15 protein-coding genes and 1 pseudogene are annotated in these 16,824 nt (G+C 70.5%); 12 read left to right on the top strand and 4 right to left on the bottom strand.

Annotated features, from left to right (window positions below; genetic code table 11):
• Positions 1 to 428: 428 nt before the first annotated feature.
• Entirely contained in the window at positions 429 to 1,676 is a 1,248-nt protein-coding gene (locus tag PQI07_RS21145) for a DUF2254 domain-containing protein (protein WP_274927336.1), read from the bottom strand.
• Between the two features lie 82 nt (positions 1,677 to 1,758).
• A complete protein-coding gene (locus PQI07_RS21140) occupies positions 1,759 to 4,923 on the bottom strand; it encodes an efflux RND transporter permease subunit (protein ID WP_274927335.1) in 3,165 nt (1,054 codons plus the stop codon).
• Positions 4,924 to 5,035: 112 nt separating this feature from the next.
• Between PQI07_RS21140 and PQI07_RS21135 the strand changes: the two genes are divergently transcribed.
• The 3 genes from PQI07_RS21135 to PQI07_RS21125 all read left to right on the top strand — a co-directional run bounded on the left by PQI07_RS21135 (position 5,036) and on the right by PQI07_RS21125 (position 8,980).
• Positions 5,036 to 6,253: an efflux RND transporter periplasmic adaptor subunit gene (locus tag PQI07_RS21135; RefSeq protein ID WP_446720962.1), complete on the top strand. Its 1,218-nt coding sequence runs from the start codon at positions 5,036 to 5,038 to the stop codon at positions 6,251 to 6,253.
• Positions 6,234 to 6,590 (top strand): hypothetical protein, encoded by a 357-nt coding sequence (locus tag PQI07_RS21130; RefSeq protein ID WP_244538912.1) that lies wholly within the window; start codon positions 6,234 to 6,236, stop codon positions 6,588 to 6,590. The genes PQI07_RS21135 and PQI07_RS21130 overlap by 20 nt, the downstream gene beginning before the upstream one ends.
• A gap of 437 nt (positions 6,591 to 7,027) precedes the next feature.
• Positions 7,028 to 8,980, top strand: a complete 1,953-nt coding sequence (locus PQI07_RS21125; protein ID WP_053608542.1) for a YgiQ family radical SAM protein — start codon at positions 7,028 to 7,030, stop codon at positions 8,978 to 8,980.
• A gap of 540 nt (positions 8,981 to 9,520) precedes the next feature.
• On the opposite strand, the gene PQI07_RS21120 is transcribed toward PQI07_RS21125, so the two are convergent.
• Entirely contained in the window at positions 9,521 to 9,709 is a 189-nt protein-coding gene (locus PQI07_RS21120; protein WP_182592298.1) for a hypothetical protein, read from the bottom strand.
• Between the two features lie 343 nt (positions 9,710 to 10,052).
• On the opposite strand from PQI07_RS21120, the pseudogene PQI07_RS37885 reads away from it, so the two are divergent.
• The 9 genes and pseudogenes from PQI07_RS37885 to PQI07_RS21080 form a co-directional block, all read left to right on the top strand.
• Positions 10,053 to 10,259, top strand: a pseudogene (locus PQI07_RS37885) (helix-turn-helix transcriptional regulator); the annotation flags it as partial.
• A 75-nt stretch (positions 10,260 to 10,334) separates the two neighbouring features.
• Positions 10,335 to 10,523, top strand: coding sequence for a LuxR C-terminal-related transcriptional regulator (locus PQI07_RS37880; RefSeq protein WP_374701288.1), 189 nt, complete (start codon positions 10,335 to 10,337; stop codon positions 10,521 to 10,523).
• A gap of 93 nt (positions 10,524 to 10,616) precedes the next feature.
• Positions 10,617 to 10,790, top strand: a complete 174-nt coding sequence (locus PQI07_RS21110; protein ID WP_081948643.1) for a CsbD family protein — start codon at positions 10,617 to 10,619, stop codon at positions 10,788 to 10,790.
• Between the two features lie 67 nt (positions 10,791 to 10,857).
• Entirely contained in the window at positions 10,858 to 11,364 is a 507-nt protein-coding gene (locus tag PQI07_RS21105) for a CsbD family protein (RefSeq protein ID WP_043346042.1), read from the top strand.
• A gap of 46 nt (positions 11,365 to 11,410) precedes the next feature.
• Positions 11,411 to 12,334, top strand: a complete 924-nt coding sequence (locus PQI07_RS21100; protein ID WP_075380196.1) for a PhnA-like protein — start codon at positions 11,411 to 11,413, stop codon at positions 12,332 to 12,334.
• 82 nt (positions 12,335 to 12,416) lie between these two features.
• Positions 12,417 to 12,620, top strand: coding sequence for a CsbD family protein (locus tag PQI07_RS21095; RefSeq protein WP_043346039.1), 204 nt, complete (start codon positions 12,417 to 12,419; stop codon positions 12,618 to 12,620).
• A gap of 73 nt (positions 12,621 to 12,693) precedes the next feature.
• Positions 12,694 to 13,077 carry a CsbD family protein gene (locus PQI07_RS21090; protein ID WP_075380197.1) on the top strand — a complete coding sequence of 128 codons (384 nt, stop codon included), beginning with the start codon at positions 12,694 to 12,696 and terminating at the stop codon, positions 13,075 to 13,077.
• Between the two features lie 177 nt (positions 13,078 to 13,254).
• Positions 13,255 to 13,734 (top strand): YidB family protein, encoded by a 480-nt coding sequence (locus tag PQI07_RS21085; RefSeq protein ID WP_043346035.1) that lies wholly within the window; start codon positions 13,255 to 13,257, stop codon positions 13,732 to 13,734.
• Positions 13,735 to 13,837: 103 nt separating this feature from the next.
• Complete coding sequence (locus PQI07_RS21080) at positions 13,838 to 15,478, top strand: LysM peptidoglycan-binding domain-containing protein (protein ID WP_274927334.1); 1,641 nt, start codon at positions 13,838 to 13,840, stop codon at positions 15,476 to 15,478.
• A gap of 334 nt (positions 15,479 to 15,812) precedes the next feature.
• Here the strand turns inward: PQI07_RS21080 and PQI07_RS21075 are convergent, their stop codons facing one another.
• The gene (locus PQI07_RS21075) at positions 15,813 to 16,082 is read right to left on the bottom strand and encodes a hypothetical protein (protein ID WP_274927755.1); all 270 of its coding nucleotides are present in this window, start codon (positions 16,080 to 16,082) and stop codon (positions 15,813 to 15,815) included.
• Between the last annotated feature and the right edge of the window lie 742 nt (positions 16,083 to 16,824).

Genomic DNA, 16,824 nt, shown 5'->3' with positions numbered 1-16,824 from the left:
ACGTCCGTCGATGAAGAGAGGGCGCTCGGGGGTGAGACAGGGCCGCTCGGTCGATCGGCAGGGGAAGGGCTGCCCGGCGTGGTGCTGACCCCGGGGGGGAGCGTGGCCGGCGTCGGCTGATCGATCCGGCTCGCCGCCGATTGGGCGAGCACCGGTCCAGAGAGCGCGATCAGCGCGCAGGCCCCCATGGCCGCGCGGCGCACGGCAGTCCGTGCGGAGCCGACAGGGAGAGCGTGCATCAGGATCATCAATCCAGTCATCCTCGAAAGCCGGTCGCTCCGCGTCCGGTGAGCCAATGGATCAGCGCATCGGCAGTTCCGAACCGGCGATGACCGGTGCCGCGCCGAGGCTTCTCCGGCGCGTCGCCTCGGCGGCACCCTGCGCGCATGAGGCGAACGGCGGTCGAGACGGCCGAGCCCGCTTGGGCATCAGCGCAGGGTCAGGGCCTCCACGGCGGCCTTCTCGGACGGGACCAGCAGGGCGAAGCCCGCATGCTCCGTGACCAGGATCGAGGCGCGCATGGCTGCGGCGGAGAAGCACTCCGGTGACATGCTTCGCAGGGCCGCCAGGCCCTTCTGCAGCCGCACGCCGACCTGCACGATCCCGCCGCCCTCACGGGCCAGCGGATGGAAGAAATCCGCAATCAGGTCGTCGGTCGACAGGGCCGGGACCCGGATGCGCGGATGCTCGGGTTCGCGCGGCGGCCGGTCCGGGTCCGGTATCCACTCCGAGAGCACGCGCAAGCCTGCACCGATCACCGCGATCGCGGTCCCGTAATCGGCGGCCGTCGGCGGAAGCGCCTTCGATCCGATCTCCGCGAGAACGGACAGGCCGAAGCGCGGATCCTGCTCCCAGGCACGATCGTCGGCGATCAGGAAGGCCCGGCGGACGGCCGCCAGGGCGGCGGTCTCCATCTCCGGGTCGACGAAGGCGAGGGGCGTGGCGGCGTGGACGAAGGCGCCGGGGAGCACGGCCACGTCCAGCATCGCGTCGCGGCCGCCGAGGGCCCGCGTCAGCACCGCCAGGTCGACATGCTGGATGTAGCCGATCCGATCCGCGAGGACCGGCCGCGCGTGGCGGTGCGCCGGATCCGGGGGGATGCCACCGAGATGCGGTTGGTCGCGCCGGCAGCGCAGCGCCTGGGCCGCCGCCTGCTCGACCAGCCGGATCGTCTCGCCGACCCGGCCGAAGCGCGTGAGCTGCTGCATCCAACGCAGGAGGGTGACGACGATCAGGCCGATGACCACCACCGTCGCGCCCAGCATGACGAGGCGCCCGCCCGGCCCGTAGAGGCGGGTCGACAGGGCCACGATCCCCACAACCGAGAACAGGAACGCCCCGAGGAAGGTGGCGAGCGCGTCGTGTGCCCGCCGGTCCTCGCTCCAGAGGATCGTGGCGCGCGGCGTCACGCCCGACGAGGCGGACCCCAGGGCGTTCACCAGCACGGTCAGCGAGAAGGTCGTCACCGTCAGCATCGAGGAGGCCAGGATGCCCAGGACGTTGCCGACGGCGTCGGCACCGACGCTGAGGGCGAAGTTCTCCTCGACGTGAAACTGGAAGCGCCACGCCACCAGGGCCGCCAGGACGCCCCCGACGCAGTAGAGCGCGGCGCGGACCCAGGCCTGGCGGAGGGTTCGGGACAGGATCAGCCGCCAGCGCGGCATGACGGTCTTCATGCGCGCTTCGGCCCCCTCCCGCCGCCGATCCCGATGTCCGCGCCGATGTCCGCGCCACCGACCCTGCGACGGACCAACGCCGCTACTCGGCCGGCAGTGCCGCGTCTCCGGCCCCGGACGGCTCGGGCGCGGCCGGATCGCGGCGCCCAAACAGCCGCTCGAAGGCGACGTAGAAGGTCGGCGTGATGAACAGGGTGATGAAGGTCGCCACGACGAGGCCGCCGATCACCACGGTCCCCATGGAGACGCGCGCATGCGCCCCGGCGCCGCTGGCGATGGCCAGCGGGATCGAGCCGGTGATGAAGGCGAAGGAGGTCATGAGGATCGGGCGCATGCGCAGGCGCGCCGCGTCCTGGGCCGCCTTCAGCACGTCCTCGCCCTGCCGGCGCAGATCCTCCGCGAAGGACACGAGCAGGATCGAGTTCTTGGCGGCCAGGCCCACGAGCAGCAGGAGCCCGATCTGGCCAAAGATGTCGAGTTCGAGCCCCCGCACCGCCAGGAAGCCGATGGCGCCGAAGATCGCGATCGGCGTCGCGAGCAGGATCACGAAGGGCAGGCGCAGCGACTCGTACTGGCCCGCCAGCAGCAGGAAGATCATCAGGACCCCGAGGCCGAAGATCAGCGGCGCGTAGCCGCCCGCGACCTTCTCCTGATAGGCGACGTCGGTCCATTCCACCGCGTAGTCGGCCGGCAGGCGGCTCTTGGCGAGCGCCTCGACTTCCTTGAGCACCGTGCCGGAACTCGCGGTAGAGGCCACCTCGATCGCCACCTCGATGGCCGGGTAGGTGTTGTAGGACAGGACGGCGGTGGGGCCGGTGGTGAACTCCGACCGCACCAGGGAGCCGATCCGCACCGGCTCGCCCCGGCTGTTCAGGACCGGCAGGGCCTCCAGATCCTGGATCGTGCGCCGGCCCGCGGCCTCGCTCTGCACGTAGACCTGGTAGACGAAGCCGAAGCGGTTGAAGAGGTTGACGAAGCTCGATCCGACATAGGTCCCGAGCGCGTCGAACAGGTTCTGGAGGGGCACGCCGAGCTGCTCGGCCTTGGCCCGGTCGATCTCCAGGCGGATCTGCGGGACGCCGTAGCTCGTCGTCGGGAGCGCCTGGGCGATGTTGGGGCTCTTCTCCATTTCGTCGATGAAGCGCTGCGCCGCCGCGGCGAGCTTGAGGCCCCCGTTGCCGCTGCGGTCCTGGATCTCCAGGGTCAGGCCGCTGCGCGTGCCGAGGCCGGGCAGCGGCGACGGGTTGACCACCCGCACCGTCCCGTCCGGATCGTGCCGGAACTGCTTCTGCACGCGGGCGATGATGGCGTCGGCCGAGGCCGTCCGCTCGCCCCAGGGCTTCAGGACCGGGATCTGGAACCCGTAGAACGGCGCCACCGCGTCGGCGAGGATGCTGCGCCCGACGACGCCGATCGTGTGATCGACCTCCGGCATGTCCCGCAGGCTCTTGCCGAGCCGCTCGACCATGCGGTCGGTGCGCGCCACGGCGGCGCCCTTGGGCAGGGCGACGTCGGCGAAGAAGTAGCCCTGATCCTCGTTCGGGACGAAGCCGGTCGGGCGCTGCATCACGAGGAGCACGGTGAGCGCCGCGAAGGCCGCGAAGGCGAGGCCGACGAGCACCAGATGGCGGCTGAGCCGCCCGATCATCGCGGTGAGGAGGCCCGCGGCCCGCTCCAGCGTCCGGTTGAACCAGCGCAGCGGCGCCTTCCACCGGCTCTGCCGGGCCTGCGCCCCCTCCGGCCGGTGCCTCAGGATCAGGCCGCAGAGCGCCGGCGTCAGGGTCAGCGAGACGACGGCCGAGATCATCACCGAGATCGCGATGGTCAGGGCGAACTGGTTGTAGAGCTGGCCGGTCAGGCCCGGGATGAAGGCCACCGGCACGAACAGGGCGGCCAGGACCAGGGTGGTGGCGATCACCGGGCCGGCGACCTCGTTCACCGCCTCCCGGGCGGCCGGCCGCGGCTCCATCCCCTCGTCCATCAGCCGCTCGGTGTTCTCGACCACGATGATCGCGTCGTCGACCACGAGGCCCACCGCCAGCACCATGCCGAGCAGGCTCAAGGTGTTGAAGGAGAAGCCGAGCAGCGCCATCGGGCCGAAGGTCCCGACCAGCGCCACCGGCACGGCGATGGAGGGGATCAGCGTCGCCCGCCAGTTCTGCAGGAACAGGTAGGTGACGATGACGACGAGGAGGAGCGCTTCGAACAGGGTGTGGACCACCTCGCGGATCGCCTCGCGGACGAACTCGGTGCGGTCGAGGGCGATCTTGTACTTGAGCCCGGGCGGGAACCGCCGGGCCAGCTCTTCCATGGTGGCCTTCACCCCGTCCATCACATGGACCGCGTTGGCGCCGGGCGTCTGGTAGAGGCCGAGCGTCGCCGAGGGCTGCCCGTCGAAGCCGGAGCGCACGCCGTACTGCTCCGAACCCAACTCCACCCGCGCCACGTCCCGGACCCGGACCACGGAGCCGTCGGGGTTGGCCCGCAGCAGGACGTTGGCGAATTCCTGGGGCTGGCTCAGCCGCCCCTGAGTCACGACCTGCAGCTCGAAGGCGGTGGGCTGCCCATCGGTCGGCGGCTTGCCGAGGGATCCGGTGGTGATCTGCTCATTCTGCTGGCTCACCGCGCGGATCACCGCATCGGGGCTGATCGCCAGGGCCTCCATCTTCACCGGATCGAGCCAGATGCGCATGGCGTAGCGCTTCTGGGAGAAGTTCTGGATCCGGCCCATGCCGTCGACCCGGCGCAGGGGTTTGATCACCTGCGTCTCGGCCCAGTTGGCCAGGAACAGCTCGTCGTAGGGCGAGCCCGGATCGGCGTAGAGCACGATGTTGCCGAGCCGCTGGCGGGAGCTCTTCTGGATCTCCAGGCCCTGCGCGCGCACCGAGGCCGGAAGCTTCGACTCGGCCCGGTTGGCGCGGGTCAGCACCTCGGCGGCGGCGGCGTCGAGATCGGAGCCGATCTCGAAGGTCGCGTCGAGGTTGACGCTGCCATCCGTGTTGCTGGTCGACGCGATGTACAGGAGGTGCTGGGCGCCGTTGATCTCCTGTTCCAGGGGCGTCGTGACGGCGTCGTAGGCCTGCTGTGCGCTCGCGCCCGGATAGGTCGCCTGGATGTTGATGATCGGCGGCGCGATCTCGGGAAACTGCGCGATCGGCAGGGTCAGGCCCGCCACCGCGCCGATCAGGGTGATCAGAACCGAGATGACGGCCGCGAGGACCGGCCGATCGACGAAGCGGGCGAACATCGGACCTCGACGGTGGTCGGTGGCCGCGAGGACCGGGCGTGCAACGCGAGCGCGTTTGGCGTGTTCCCTGTCCGGTTCGGCGCCGAGCGCGCTGCAGCGGGGAGCAGGCGGCGTGCGGGCGGGGATTCGGTACGGCTTACTCGGATGTGGCGCCGCGCTGGTCCTGGCGGCGGGCGGCTGGTTCGCGATGGGCCGACCGGACCCGTCCGTGCTGATGGCGGCCCTGCCCTGGTCGGACCGGCCGCCCGAGACCGCTGAGGCCGAGCCGCCGATCGCCGTGACGGTGACGACGGCGCGGACGCAGGCGGTGCCGATCAGCTTCACCTATACGGGGACGATCATCGCGCAGCAGGACGCGGCCCTGCGGGCCCGGGTGACCGGCAACGTCACCGATCGCCCCTTCGAGCCGGGTGGCCACGTGAAGAAGGGGCAGGTGCTCTTCCGGATCGACCCGCGTCCGTTCCAGGTGGCGCTCGCCCAGGCGCAGGCCCAGGAGGCGCAGGCCAAGGCGCAGCTCCAGTTCGCGCAGGCCGAGGTGAGCCGGACCGACACGCTGGCCGACAAGGGCTACGCCTCCGAGCAGCGCCTCCAGCAGCTTCAGTCGAACGCCGCCTCCGCCGCCGCCCAGGTCCAGGGGGCCGAGGCCGCGATCGCGCGGCAGAACCTCAACCTCGACTACGCGGTGGTGAACGCCCCCTTCGACGGGCGGGCGAGCCTGTCGATCGTCAACCCCGGCGACCTCGTCATCGAGAACCAGACGCAGCTGGTCACGGTGGTGCAGCTCGACCCGATCGACGTGCAGATGGCGCTCTCCTCCGAGGATTCCGAGGCGCTGCGCGAGGCGATGCAGAAGGGCCCCGTGACCGTGGAGGTGCTGGACGAGGCCGGCAAACCCATGCGCGACGCGAAGGTCTATCAGCTCGACAACCGATTTGACCCCCGCACCGCCCGTCGCCTCGTGCGCGCCCTATTGCCGAACACCGACGAGCGCTTCCTGCCGGGTCAGTTTATCCGTGCCCGGGTGAAGACCGGCACCGAGGAGAAGCTTCTGGTCCCCACGATCGCGTTGTCGGCCAGACTCGCTCAGCAGATCGTCTACGTGGTCGACGATCAGGGTGTCGTACGCCAGAAGCCCGTGACGACGGGCGACAGCTTCGGCGAGGACACCGCGATCCTGGCCGGGCTCAAGGCCGGCGAGCGGGTGGTGACCGACCACCTTCAGGACTTGCGGCAGGACCTCAAGGTTGAGATCCGGTCCGCGGAGGCCGACGGCCCGTCCAAGCCTCCGGCGACGAAGACGGGGGGCCGGGATGCGGACGATCGGGGCTGACCGCGCCATGCGAGCCATCCTCCCGCTCGGGCTGATCCTGGCGCTCCTGCAAGCATCGGCCGCGCAATCGGCCTCGCAATCGGCCTCGACGGCGGCGCCGGCGGGCTGCCGTGTCGATCATGCGCGGTACGCGGCCCTCAAGACAGGCATGACCTATCGGCAGGTGCGGGCACGCCTGGGTTGCGATGGCCGTCGCATTTCGCACCTGACGATCGGCCGGGTCCGGCGCGCGACCTATTCCTGGCCCGGACGGGGCACGTATGGGGCCAATCTCACGCTCACGTTCCGCAACGAAAGGCTCACGGACAAGGCGCAGCTCGGCCTGCGCGTGCCCTGAGCGATCCGCTCGGCCCGAGAGCGGCCTTCCTGCCAGGCCTGAGGGGCAAGACGGGCCTCGGAGCCGACCGGGTGATGACCACACGACGGAGGCATTCGAGCGCCGCGCCCGACGGCAGGGGGCATCACGGTCGGGAGGGATCGCGCCCTTTTCCGGGAGAGCTCCAGGCCCCGGCCCCGCTTCAGGCGCGTCTCGGCGAGGGGCGTCGTCGGCCACGCATGGCCGGATCGGCGCGTGACCTTGGCCGCGGCGGTGCCGGCGGCCTCACGAGGTTTGATGCAGGGGCGACGGCCGCCTTCCCTCCGGCGGTTCGTTGAGCTCGCGGCCTCGGCGGCCTATGCATAGACCCCATGGAACTCCACGCGCCCGCCAACCGACCCTTGGCACCCATCGTCTGCCAACCGCCGCCCGCCGGAAAGGCGGCGCCGTTCCTGCCGATGAGCCGCGCCGAGATGGCGGCGCTCGGATGGGACGCCTGCGACATCGTGCTGGTGACGGGCGATGCCTATGTGGATCACCCCAGCTTCGGCATGGCCATCATCGGCCGGCTGCTCGAAGCACAGGGGTTCAAGGTCGGCATCATCGCCCAGCCGGACTGGCAGTCGGCCGAGCCGTTCAAGGTTCTGGGCAAGCCGAAGCTGTTCTTCGGCGTCACCGGCGGCAATCTCGATTCGATGGTGAACCGCTACACCGCGGACCGCCGGCTGCGCCACGACGACGCCTACACGGCCGGCGGCGAAGGCGGCCGGCGGCCGGACCGCTCGACCATCGTCTACACGCAGCGCTGCCGCGAGGCCTACAAGGACGTGCCGATCGTGCTCGGCGGCATCGAGGCGTCGCTGCGCCGCATCGCCCATTACGATTACTGGTCCGACAAGGTGCGCCGCTCGATCCTCGCGGACGCGAAGGCCGATCTGCTCATCTACGGCAATGCCGAGCGCGCCGTGGTCGAGGTGGCGAACCGTCTCGCGGCCGGCGAGGCGCCGCAGGAACTCGATGCCGTCCGGGGTGTCGCCCTGTTCCGCCGCGTGCCCGAGCATTACACCGAGCTGCCCGCCGACGATCTCGATTCGACCGACGAGGCCGCCGCCCGTCGCCCCGGCGAGACCGTGATCCGGCTCCCCGCCTACGAGCAGGTCAAGGACGACAAGGAGGCCTATGCCCGCGCCTCGCGGGTGCTGCACCGGGAGGCCAATCCCGGCAATGCCCGCCCGCTCGTCCAGCGCCACGGCGACCGCGATCTGTGGCTGAACCCGCCGCCGATCCCGCTCTCGAGCGAGGAGATGGATGCGGTCTACGACCTGCCCTACGCCCGCGCCCCCCATCCGTCCTACGGGGACGCGAAAATCCCCGCCTGGGACATGATCAAGTTCTCGGTGACGATCATGCGCGGCTGCTTCGGCGGCTGCACCTTCTGCTCCATCACCGAGCACGAGGGCCGCGTCATCCAGAATCGCTCGGAGGGCTCGATCCTGCGCGAGATCGAGAAGATCCGCGACAAGACGCCGGGCTTCACGGGGGTGATCTCGGATGTCGGCGGGCCGACGGCGAACATGTACCGGATGGCCTGCAAGGACCCGAAGATCGAGGCGGCGTGCCGGCTGCCATCCTGCGTCTTTCCGGATATCTGCCCGAACCTGAACACCTCGCACGACGACCTGATCCGGCTCTATCGCAAGGTCCGGGAGGTGAAGGGCGTCAAGAAAGTCATGGTCGCCTCCGGCGTGCGCTACGACCTCGCGGTCCGGAGCCCCGAATACGTCAAGGAGCTCGTGACCCATCACGTCGGCGGCCGTCTCAAGATCGCGCCCGAGCACACCGAGCGCGGCCCCCTCGACCTGATGATGAAGCCGGGCATCGGCACGTATGACCGCTTCAAGGAGATGTTCGACGCCGCCGCCAAGCAGGCCGGCAAGAAATACTACCTGATCCCGTATTTCATCGCGGCGCATCCGGGCACGACCGACGAGGACATGATGCACCTCGCCCTCTGGCTCAAGAAGAACGACTATCGCGCCGATCAGGTCCAGACGTTCCTGCCCTCGCCGATGGCCACCGCCACGACCATGTATCACACCGAGATCAACCCGTTGCAGGGCGTGCGGCGCGGCGGCAGCGAGCCGGTCGACGCGATCAAGGGGATGCGGCAGCGCCGGCTGCACAAGGCGTTCCTGCGCTACCACGATCCCGAGAACTGGCCCCTGCTGCGCGAGGCGCTGCGGGCGATGGGTCGCGCGGATCTCATCGGGCCGAGGCCGGACCAGCTCGTTCCGCTCTCGCAGCCGCCGGGAACGGGCGCCGGTGCGGGCAAGGCGGGTGGCCAGCCGCGCCCCATGCGCCATCCGGGTGCGCCGCGTTTCACCACGAAGGGCGTGCCGCTGAGGAAGTGATGACCGCGCGCGGCTGATCGACGGATGTTCCGAGAACTGCGTTCGACCGAGGCTGCATCCACATGGATCGAGCGCGGACATCCATGGATGTCGGGCGCGGACGAATGGCCACGGCTTGCGCGTGTTCGGAATCGGATGGCTTTGCGCGGTCGCGCGTGGCGACGCGGGCGCCTCCGATCCGAGGGACACGAAGGACGCCGTCAACCTGCCCTTCGGGGTCGTGGACCCTGATGAAGGATTGCGGGCCGGGAAGGCGCGAGGGCCAAGTCCGACGCGAGCGCCTTCATCCTGAGTATCCCGGCCCCGCTGGAGACGGAAAACGAGGGCCAGCTCCCCCGGCCAGTTCGAGCCGGTCGCGCACCCCTGGACGTCCTGCACGGTGAGCCGGTGCTGCTAATCGGCGAGGCTCGACAATCCCGCCGCGTGCGAACCGTCCGGGTCGGGAACCTCCCGCCGGTGCCTGATCCGGTCGTCGCGGTGCCTGTTGCGCAGGATCGTGAAAAGCCACGCCTTCGAGGCAGCGCCGGGCCGCTAGCTGGTTCAATGCTCCCGGGCCTTGAGCAACGTGTACTGCACGAGGTCGTCGTTCTCGGTGGCGTCGCGGTTCAGCGACAGCGCAGACCGGCGCAGATGCGGCACCCCCGCGACAAGTTCGGCCGCGAAGCCGTGGCCCGACGGCGTCTCGGCCGTGTCCAGCGCCTCCAAGGGGCGCCGGAAAGAGGCCGCCAACGGGAATCTCTCATCGGGCAGCGCGACGTCTAAGTAGTAATTCGGCAGACCTCGCCGGAGTTCGTCGCGCGCAGGCGAGATCACGGCACCGTGTACGGCAGGCGAGCGAAACTGTTCGGCGACATGGGGCACGCGAGTGGGCTCGCCGTCGTCTTGAGGGCGGCGCCCAGGACCATCCGGCGGTCCCGCAGGCGCGATGAGCATCAATCTTGAGTCGCAAATCCCCGCGTCAATGATACGTGCGTACCGGGATAATAACATAAATTTTGGAACCTGCTTGTGCGCAACCCGTTTGTGCCCGGCTGCCGGAGGGGCAGTGAGCGCGGGACGGGGTTGGGAAGCGGTGACGGCGGACGTCGACAGGCATGAACTCCGGCCCATCATCGCCGGCCTGAGTGAGGGCGAGATCCTCGTCGAGCCCGACCGGGCCATGGCGTGGTGTGCCAACGCGGCCGCACCGGCGATGCAGGGCGCCGAGAGCCTGAACGAGCTCGGGCCGACCATGGACGCGTACCGGGACCGGTTCTGCCTGCGCGACCGCAGCGACCGTGGCGCCATCGAGAATCTCGCCAACCTGCGAAGGCGGGAGGTCGGTCGGGCGAAGATATCCGCCGTCAACCTGACGGTGCGCGAGCGCCAGATCCTGAACCTCGTCTGCGCGGGCCGGAATAACGCAGCCAACGCCCGCACGCTCAACCTCTCACGCAATCACGACGCCGCGATCCACCGCAAGATCGGCGTCCGCAAAGGGTCGGAGGCGGTCGTCTGGGGTCGAGGAAACGGATTTCCGATACAAGTCTCTGGAGCAAAATGATTACCGTACTGGTATAATTTGCTCATTGAACACGGAGACGGGACGATCATCTCATCGTCGGTGCAGGGTTTTCTCGAACACGACGGAGCACCCATGGCCGAAGACAGGAGTTCCACTTCCGCCGAGCACCTCAAGGGCTCGGTCAAAGAAGCCCTCGGCAAGCTCACCGGCGACATCCGGGTCGAGGCCGAGGGGCGACGGCAGAAGCGCGAGGCCCGCGCCGCCAAGTCCGTCGGGATCCAGCCCGCCAAGCCGGGTGGGGACTGACGCGAATTCGACCGGCGCCCCGACGCGGAGGCGCCGACCCACACCATTATCACGCAAGGAGAACGACATGGTTGACACGGATCGGATCACGGGCGCCGCCAAGGAAATCGGCGGCAAGGTGCAGGGCGCGGTGGGCGATCTGACCGGCTCGCGGCGGGACTCGGTCGAGGGGCGCGCCCGCGAGGCGGCCGGCCAGGCCGAGAACCTCTACGGCCAGGCCAAGGACACCGTGCGTGACGCGGCCGAGCACGTCGCCGACACCGCCCGCGATATCGGCGGCCGAATTCGCGAGACCGTGGGCGGCCTCGTCGGCTCCGACGACGTCGAGGATCGGGCGCGCCGCGCGCAGGGCGCCGCCGAGGATCACTTCGACCGGGCCCGTCGCTCCGTGCGCCGCGCCGCCGACGACGCCTCCGATTACGCGGAAGACGCTTACGAGCGCGGCGCTCGCGCCCTGCGCCATGGCCAAGGCGGTGTGAGCGGCCAGGTCGCCGAGTACCCCCTCGCCTCCCTGCTGATCGCCGGCGCCGTCGGCTTCGGCCTCGGCCTGCTCGTCTCGGGCACCCGCGACTGAGCCGCCGACCCACGACTTCGAACGACCCAAGACCCGGAGTGAAAGAGTGACCATCCAGACGACCGCTTCCCCCCTCGCCACGACAGCCACGCAGGCCGACACGCGTGCCGTGCTGCTCAACCAAGTGTCCTGGGGGGCCATCTTCGCCGGCGCCGTCACCGCCCTGGTGACCCAGGTCATCGTGAACCTCGTCGGCGTCGGGGTGGGCCTGGCCTCCGTCGGCACCACCGCCGCCGACAACCCGTCGGCCTCCACCGTCTCGATGGGCGCCGGCATCTGGTTCGTGGCCTCGGGCATCGTCGCCTCGCTGGCCGGCGGGCTGATCGCGGGCCGGCTCTCGGGCAAGCCCCTGCCGGGCGCCGCCGCCCTGCACGGTCTCGTCTCCTGGGCGGTGACGACGCTGGTTGTGCTCTACCTGCTGACCTCGGCCGCCAGCGGCTTGGTCGGCGGCACGCTGAGCACGGTCTCGGGGGCGCTCGGCGGCGCGGGCAACCTCGTGGGCGGCACCGTGCAGACGGCGGCCCAGGCGGCGGCGCCGTCGCTGTCGAAGATCTCGAACCCGCTGGACGGCATCGAGGACAAGGTCCGCCAGCAGGCCGCCGGCCAGGACCCGCAGGCGGCTCGTGATGCCGCGGTGGCGGCGGTGCGCGCCGTGCTGACCGGTGACCCCGCCCAGAAGGAGCAGGCCAAGAACCGCGCCGCCGACGCGCTGGCCAAGGCCCAGGGTATCTCGCCCGATCAGGCCAAGGCGCAGATCGACGACTACCAGAAGCAGTACGAGCAGGCCGTCGCTACCGCCAAGCAGAAGGCTGAGGCCGCTGCCGTCACGGCGAAGTCCGCCGCCACTCAGGGCGCGTTCTACGCCGCCATCGCCCTGATCCTCGGCGCGCTGGCGGCCTTCTTCGGCGGTCGCCTCGGCGCCCCGAAGCCGGCGACGCTCCTCTCCTCCTACGACGCCCGCCGCGTCTGAACCCCTTCACCGGCCCCCGCCCACGGGCGGGGGGCTTCACCGGCCGGAGCATCCGGCCTCACTCGCGAAGCAGGAGCGCACGATGAGCAGCACCACCGACAAGCTCAAGGGTCTGGCCAACGAGGCCGTCGGCAACGTCAAGCAGGGCGTCGGCAACGTGACCGGCAACGACAAGCTCGTGGCCGAGGGCAAGGCGCAGGAGCTGAAGGGCGAGGCGCAGAAGACCGTGGGCGACGTCAAGGACGGCGCCAAGAACCTCGCCGACAAGGTCACCGGCAAGCACTGATCGCGACTCCCGCGGCGCCGGTACGGCCGGCGCCGCCCGAGAGAGCCGTGTCCGATGAGCAGAGGAGTGAACCATGAACCGCGACCAGATTCGTGGCGCGTCCCGTCACCTCCAGGGTCGCGCCCAGACCGCCGTCGGCGGCCTGACCGGTGATCCGATCCGCCAAGTGCGCGGCGCCGCCAATCAAGTGGCCGGCGGCGCACAATACGCCTACGGCCGCGCCCGCGACCGGGCCGAGGACCTCGCCGAGGACGGCCGTCACCTCGCTCACGAGGTCTGGGAGCGCGCCGACGACCTCGTCGAGGACGGCCGCCATGTCGCCCAGGAGGCCCGCCGCCGGGTGCAGACCAACGGCCGCCGCGCGATCCGCTATGCCGATGCCAACCGCACCACGACGCTGCTCGCCTTCGTCGGCGTGGCCTTCGCGCTCGGCTGGCTCGCCCGTTCCTCGCGCTGACACCGCGCCAACCTGGAGATCCCGATGATCCGCAAGCTTCTGACCGCCTTCCTGCTGCCGCGCGTGATCGCCTTCGTCACGCGCCGCGTCACCGGCCGGGCGACCACGCCGCCACGTCGCGGCTACTGACCGCCAAGCCCGGCGATTTCTGCCGATCCATCACGGAAAGGACGCGACATGAGCAAGGGATACCCCTCGATGACCGCCCTGCTGGGCCTGCTCGCGGTGGCGGGCTACCAGAACAGGGACAAGATCGCGGAGTGGCTCGGCACTCCCGCCCGGGACGCCCACGGGTCTGTCGTGCCGCCGGTGGCGCGGACCTCCCCGGCGACCGGGTCCGCGGCTCCCTCCAACCTCGAGCGCGTGCTCGGCGGGGTCGGCTCGGCCGGGGTCGGCGGCCTGCTGGCCAGCGGGCTGGCCGAGCTCGTCGAGCACTTCACCAAGGGTGGCCACGGCGAGACGGCGAAGTCCTGGGTCAATCAGGGCGCCAACCGCGACATCGCCGAGCCGGACCTGGAGCGCGCCATCGGCCCGCTGACCCTGGAGCACCTCACCCAGCAGACCGGCCTGAGCCGCTCGGAGATCCTTTCGCGCCTGTCGCGCGAACTGCCGTCGGCCATCGACCGCTACGCGACGGACGGCCGCCGCTTCGCCTGACAGCGGGACCCGAACGTCCCGGTCGTCCCATGGGGCGGCCGGGCAGCCGACCAGGGCCGGCATCAGGCGGCAGCTTGCACGATGCGGGGGGAACCGTCACGCCATGATCACCGCCCTGCGTCGCATCCTCATCACGGCGCTCATCGCCGCGCTTGCCGGCCTCGGTGTGGTCGTGGCCCTGCTCGGCCGGCGCCCGCGGACACGCGTCAAGCAACGGACTGCGGTCCCGGTCCCGGTTGCGGCTCCCGTGCCGGCCCCTCGCACGACCGGCGGCAGGCGGGGGCTGGCTATCGGGCTCGTGTGCCTGTTGATCCTGACGGGGCTGACCGGGCTCGTCTACGAGCGCCATGACGCGACCTTCGGGGTCGTGTCTCGCGCGCCGGACGGCGCGGGCCAGCCGCTCGCCGCCCTGCCGCCGTCCGACACCGGGACCGCCCGCACGCCGAGCCAAGCGGACGAGAGGGCGACCCAGTCGGCGCGGACGCGCGAAGAGTCCGGCCCACCGGCCAACCGTCCGGCTACGCGCCCGTCGGCATCGGCCGCGCCGGGGTTCGACGTCGTGCGCGTCGAACCGAACGGCGACGCCGTGATCGCCGGACGGGCGGCGCCGAACGCGTCCGTCGAGGTGCTCGTCGATGGCCAGCCCGTGGCGCGCGCGCAGGCCGATGCCGGAGGGCACTTCACCCTCACGCCACCGCCCCTCCCGGCCGGGAGCAGCGAGATCGGGCTGCGTTCGACAGATGCGAAGGGCGACACGCAACGGTCGTCGACCCGCGTCGCGGTGGTGGTCGCGCCGGCCCGGGATGCCAGACCCCTCGTCGCCCTGTCGTCGCCCGATGCGCCGACCCGGATCCTGTCCCGGCCGGATGGCCCGGCCCCGGGTAACCCGGCTCCCACGACGGTGCCGGGTCGGGATGCGCCGAACGCCGGGCGAGACCAGCCGGGCGCCGATGCCGGCATCCCGACGACGGGTATCGGGACCGGCGCGCGCCGAGCAGGCGGGGCGACGTCGCCGACCGATCCCAGACCCCGAGGGGCTCGCCCGGCCGAGAAGCCCGTCGCCGACGCGACGACGGTATCGCCCAAGGTCGTCAGCATCGATGCCCAGGACGGAGGCCAGCTCTTCGTCACCGGACGGGCAGCCCCCGGGGCCAGCCTGCGGCTCTACCTGAACGATTCGCCGGTCGCCCCGGCAACGGTGGGCCGCGACGGCACCGTGACATTCACCATTGGCCAGGGCGTGAAGCCCGGCCACTACAGGGTCCGGCTCGATCTGGTCGATCCCGCGACGGGCAAGGTCCGGGATCGGGCAGAGGTGCCGTTCACGGCGCCCGGTGCCGGCCACGACGAGGGGGTGGAATACGCGGCGACCCAACAGGGCGGAGCTCCGCAGACCGCCGTGCCGGGCCCGTCGGGACGACGGACCCCCGAAGATGCCGCCGCGCCGCGCGCGGACCCGGCGCGACCCACCAGCACCGGCAGCTTGGCGGCTGACGTTCCATTCGGGGCCACGGCGGGCTCCGCCGAGGTCTACGTCCCCCGGATCGAGACAGCCCGCATCGTGCGCGGCGACAATCTTTGGACGATCAGCCGCCGGACCTACGGCGAGGGCGAGCGCTACACGCTGATCTTCGACGCCAACCAGGACCAAGTCCGCGATCCGGACCTCATCTATCCCGGACAGGTCCTCGTGCTCCCGGACAAGGACGTCGTCGACGCCGGCCAGACCGGCAAGCGCGACTGACTGGGTCATCTCCCACGCTGCGAAGACTGGTTTTGCCGCGTGGGCGGGGTTGTCCGGGTTCGTCAGGGCGGCGGGTCAACCTCGGTTCGGGACGGCTATGACGCCGCCAGGCCGGTCCGATACAGCGACCAACCGGACCTGTGCGACGTGACAGGGCCGGATGGCATGGCCAGGCGCTGCCGAGTACTCCGTGCCGGCTCCTGGCGCCTCCCTGTCGGCTTCGACGGTCCGGGCGCGTGCGAAAAACGCATCTTGTCGATGCTCCAGCCGCCTGCGTGTTGCAGAGCGGGACCGCGCCCGTGCGGCGCCGCGCTGGCGCGGCGCCGACTCCGGTTCAGTAGCTGACGTAGCCGCCGGCGCCCTGAGAGGGGCGCACCGGGCCACCGGTATTCACGGACGGGGCTGTCCGCTGGCGCTCGGCCTGACGGTTGGCCAAGGCGCGGCCGGCGGCGCAGCCACCGACGGCGCCGAGGACGCCGTGCCCGGCATAATGGCCGGCGATGCCGCCGACGATGGCACCCTTGATGCAGCCCTTCGCCTCGGCCGCCTGACCGGCGGCCAGAAGGGCACTCGCCGCCACAGCGGCCACAGCGACACGCTTCATCATGATAATCTTCCCTCCGCGGCATCTCCGTGGCCGCAAGGACGATTTGGGTATTCAGAGCGCGTCATGAAGATGCCGTGGTGCAAATTTCCATGAATTTCACCACTTGAATTTCCGAGGCATACTGCAGAATGACGATCTGTTCGCGTCGATGCTCCGCGATGACGAAAATGAACATTGCTTGAACGGAGGCGAGCCGTCGATGGAAGAGAGGGTTGCCCCTGTCCTGGGCGTTCGCCGCGTCAGGTCTTCGTGACGGGACGGGCCTGGCCTGCCGCCGTGGGCCGGCCGCCCGACCTGATCCTCCGGCGGCTCCGGACGACCTGACGGAGGACGACGGAGATCTGGTCGGCCGAGCAGGGTGTGTGCCGGAGCTCGAAGCCGTTCGCGCCCTCCCCCGCGTTGGCCGCCATACCGCAGGGCCACGGCGCGGATGCGCTGCCGACCGGTCTCGTCCGAGCGCCCGAGATTGCGCAGATTACCGTTCTCGACGCACCGCCGGATGGTTCCGCGCTCCGTCAGGCTGAAGCCTTCGCGTTTCAGGCGTGCATCGCGTTCGCTGTCGTGCCCCGCCGCGAAATCCTTCGCGGCCGCCAGTGCCTGCAGGCGAGCGAAGGCGCCGAATTCCCGCGCATGTTTCCCCATGAGCAAAAACCCGTCGCCGATCGAGCGCCATGCGCCCTTCCCGTAAGCAGCCCTTCGTCGGCCGTCCGGCAATTTCGGCTCGAGGTGGGAGCCGACT

This window comes from Methylobacterium sp. 092160098-2, assembly GCF_028920805.1.
In the GTDB taxonomy this organism is placed as follows: domain Bacteria; phylum Pseudomonadota; class Alphaproteobacteria; order Rhizobiales; family Beijerinckiaceae; genus Methylobacterium; species Methylobacterium fujisawaense.
Note: the sequence above shows the minus strand (reverse complement) of the source record. Positions and strands in the feature narration are given on the sequence as shown.

What these genes read in the sequence shown, in the direction of transcription:
- PQI07_RS21110 (WP_081948643.1), top strand. Translation starts at nt 10,617, where the DNA reads ATGGCCGAAGACAGGAGTTCCACTTCCGCCGAGCACCTCAAGGGCTCG.
- PQI07_RS21090 (WP_075380197.1), top strand. Translation starts at nt 12,694, where the DNA reads ATGAACCGCGACCAGATTCGTGGCGCGTCCCGTCACCTCCAGGGTCGC.
- PQI07_RS21075 (WP_274927755.1), bottom strand. Translation starts at nt 16,082, where the DNA reads ATGAAGCGTGTCGCTGTGGCCGCTGTGGCGGCGAGTGCCCTTCTGGCC.
- PQI07_RS21130 (WP_244538912.1), top strand. Translation starts at nt 6,234, where the DNA reads ATGCGGACGATCGGGGCTGACCGCGCCATGCGAGCCATCCTCCCGCTC.
- PQI07_RS21140 (WP_274927335.1), bottom strand. Translation starts at nt 4,923, where the DNA reads ATGTTCGCCCGCTTCGTCGATCGGCCGGTCCTCGCGGCCGTCATCTCG.
- PQI07_RS21105 (WP_043346042.1), top strand. Translation starts at nt 10,858, where the DNA reads ATGGTTGACACGGATCGGATCACGGGCGCCGCCAAGGAAATCGGCGGC.
- PQI07_RS21125 (WP_053608542.1), top strand. Translation starts at nt 7,028, where the DNA reads ATGAGCCGCGCCGAGATGGCGGCGCTCGGATGGGACGCCTGCGACATC.
- PQI07_RS21085 (WP_043346035.1), top strand. Translation starts at nt 13,255, where the DNA reads ATGAGCAAGGGATACCCCTCGATGACCGCCCTGCTGGGCCTGCTCGCG.
- PQI07_RS21080 (WP_274927334.1), top strand. Translation starts at nt 13,838, where the DNA reads ATGATCACCGCCCTGCGTCGCATCCTCATCACGGCGCTCATCGCCGCG.
- PQI07_RS21095 (WP_043346039.1), top strand. Translation starts at nt 12,417, where the DNA reads ATGAGCAGCACCACCGACAAGCTCAAGGGTCTGGCCAACGAGGCCGTC.
- PQI07_RS21145 (WP_274927336.1), bottom strand. Translation starts at nt 1,676, where the DNA reads ATGAAGACCGTCATGCCGCGCTGGCGGCTGATCCTGTCCCGAACCCTC.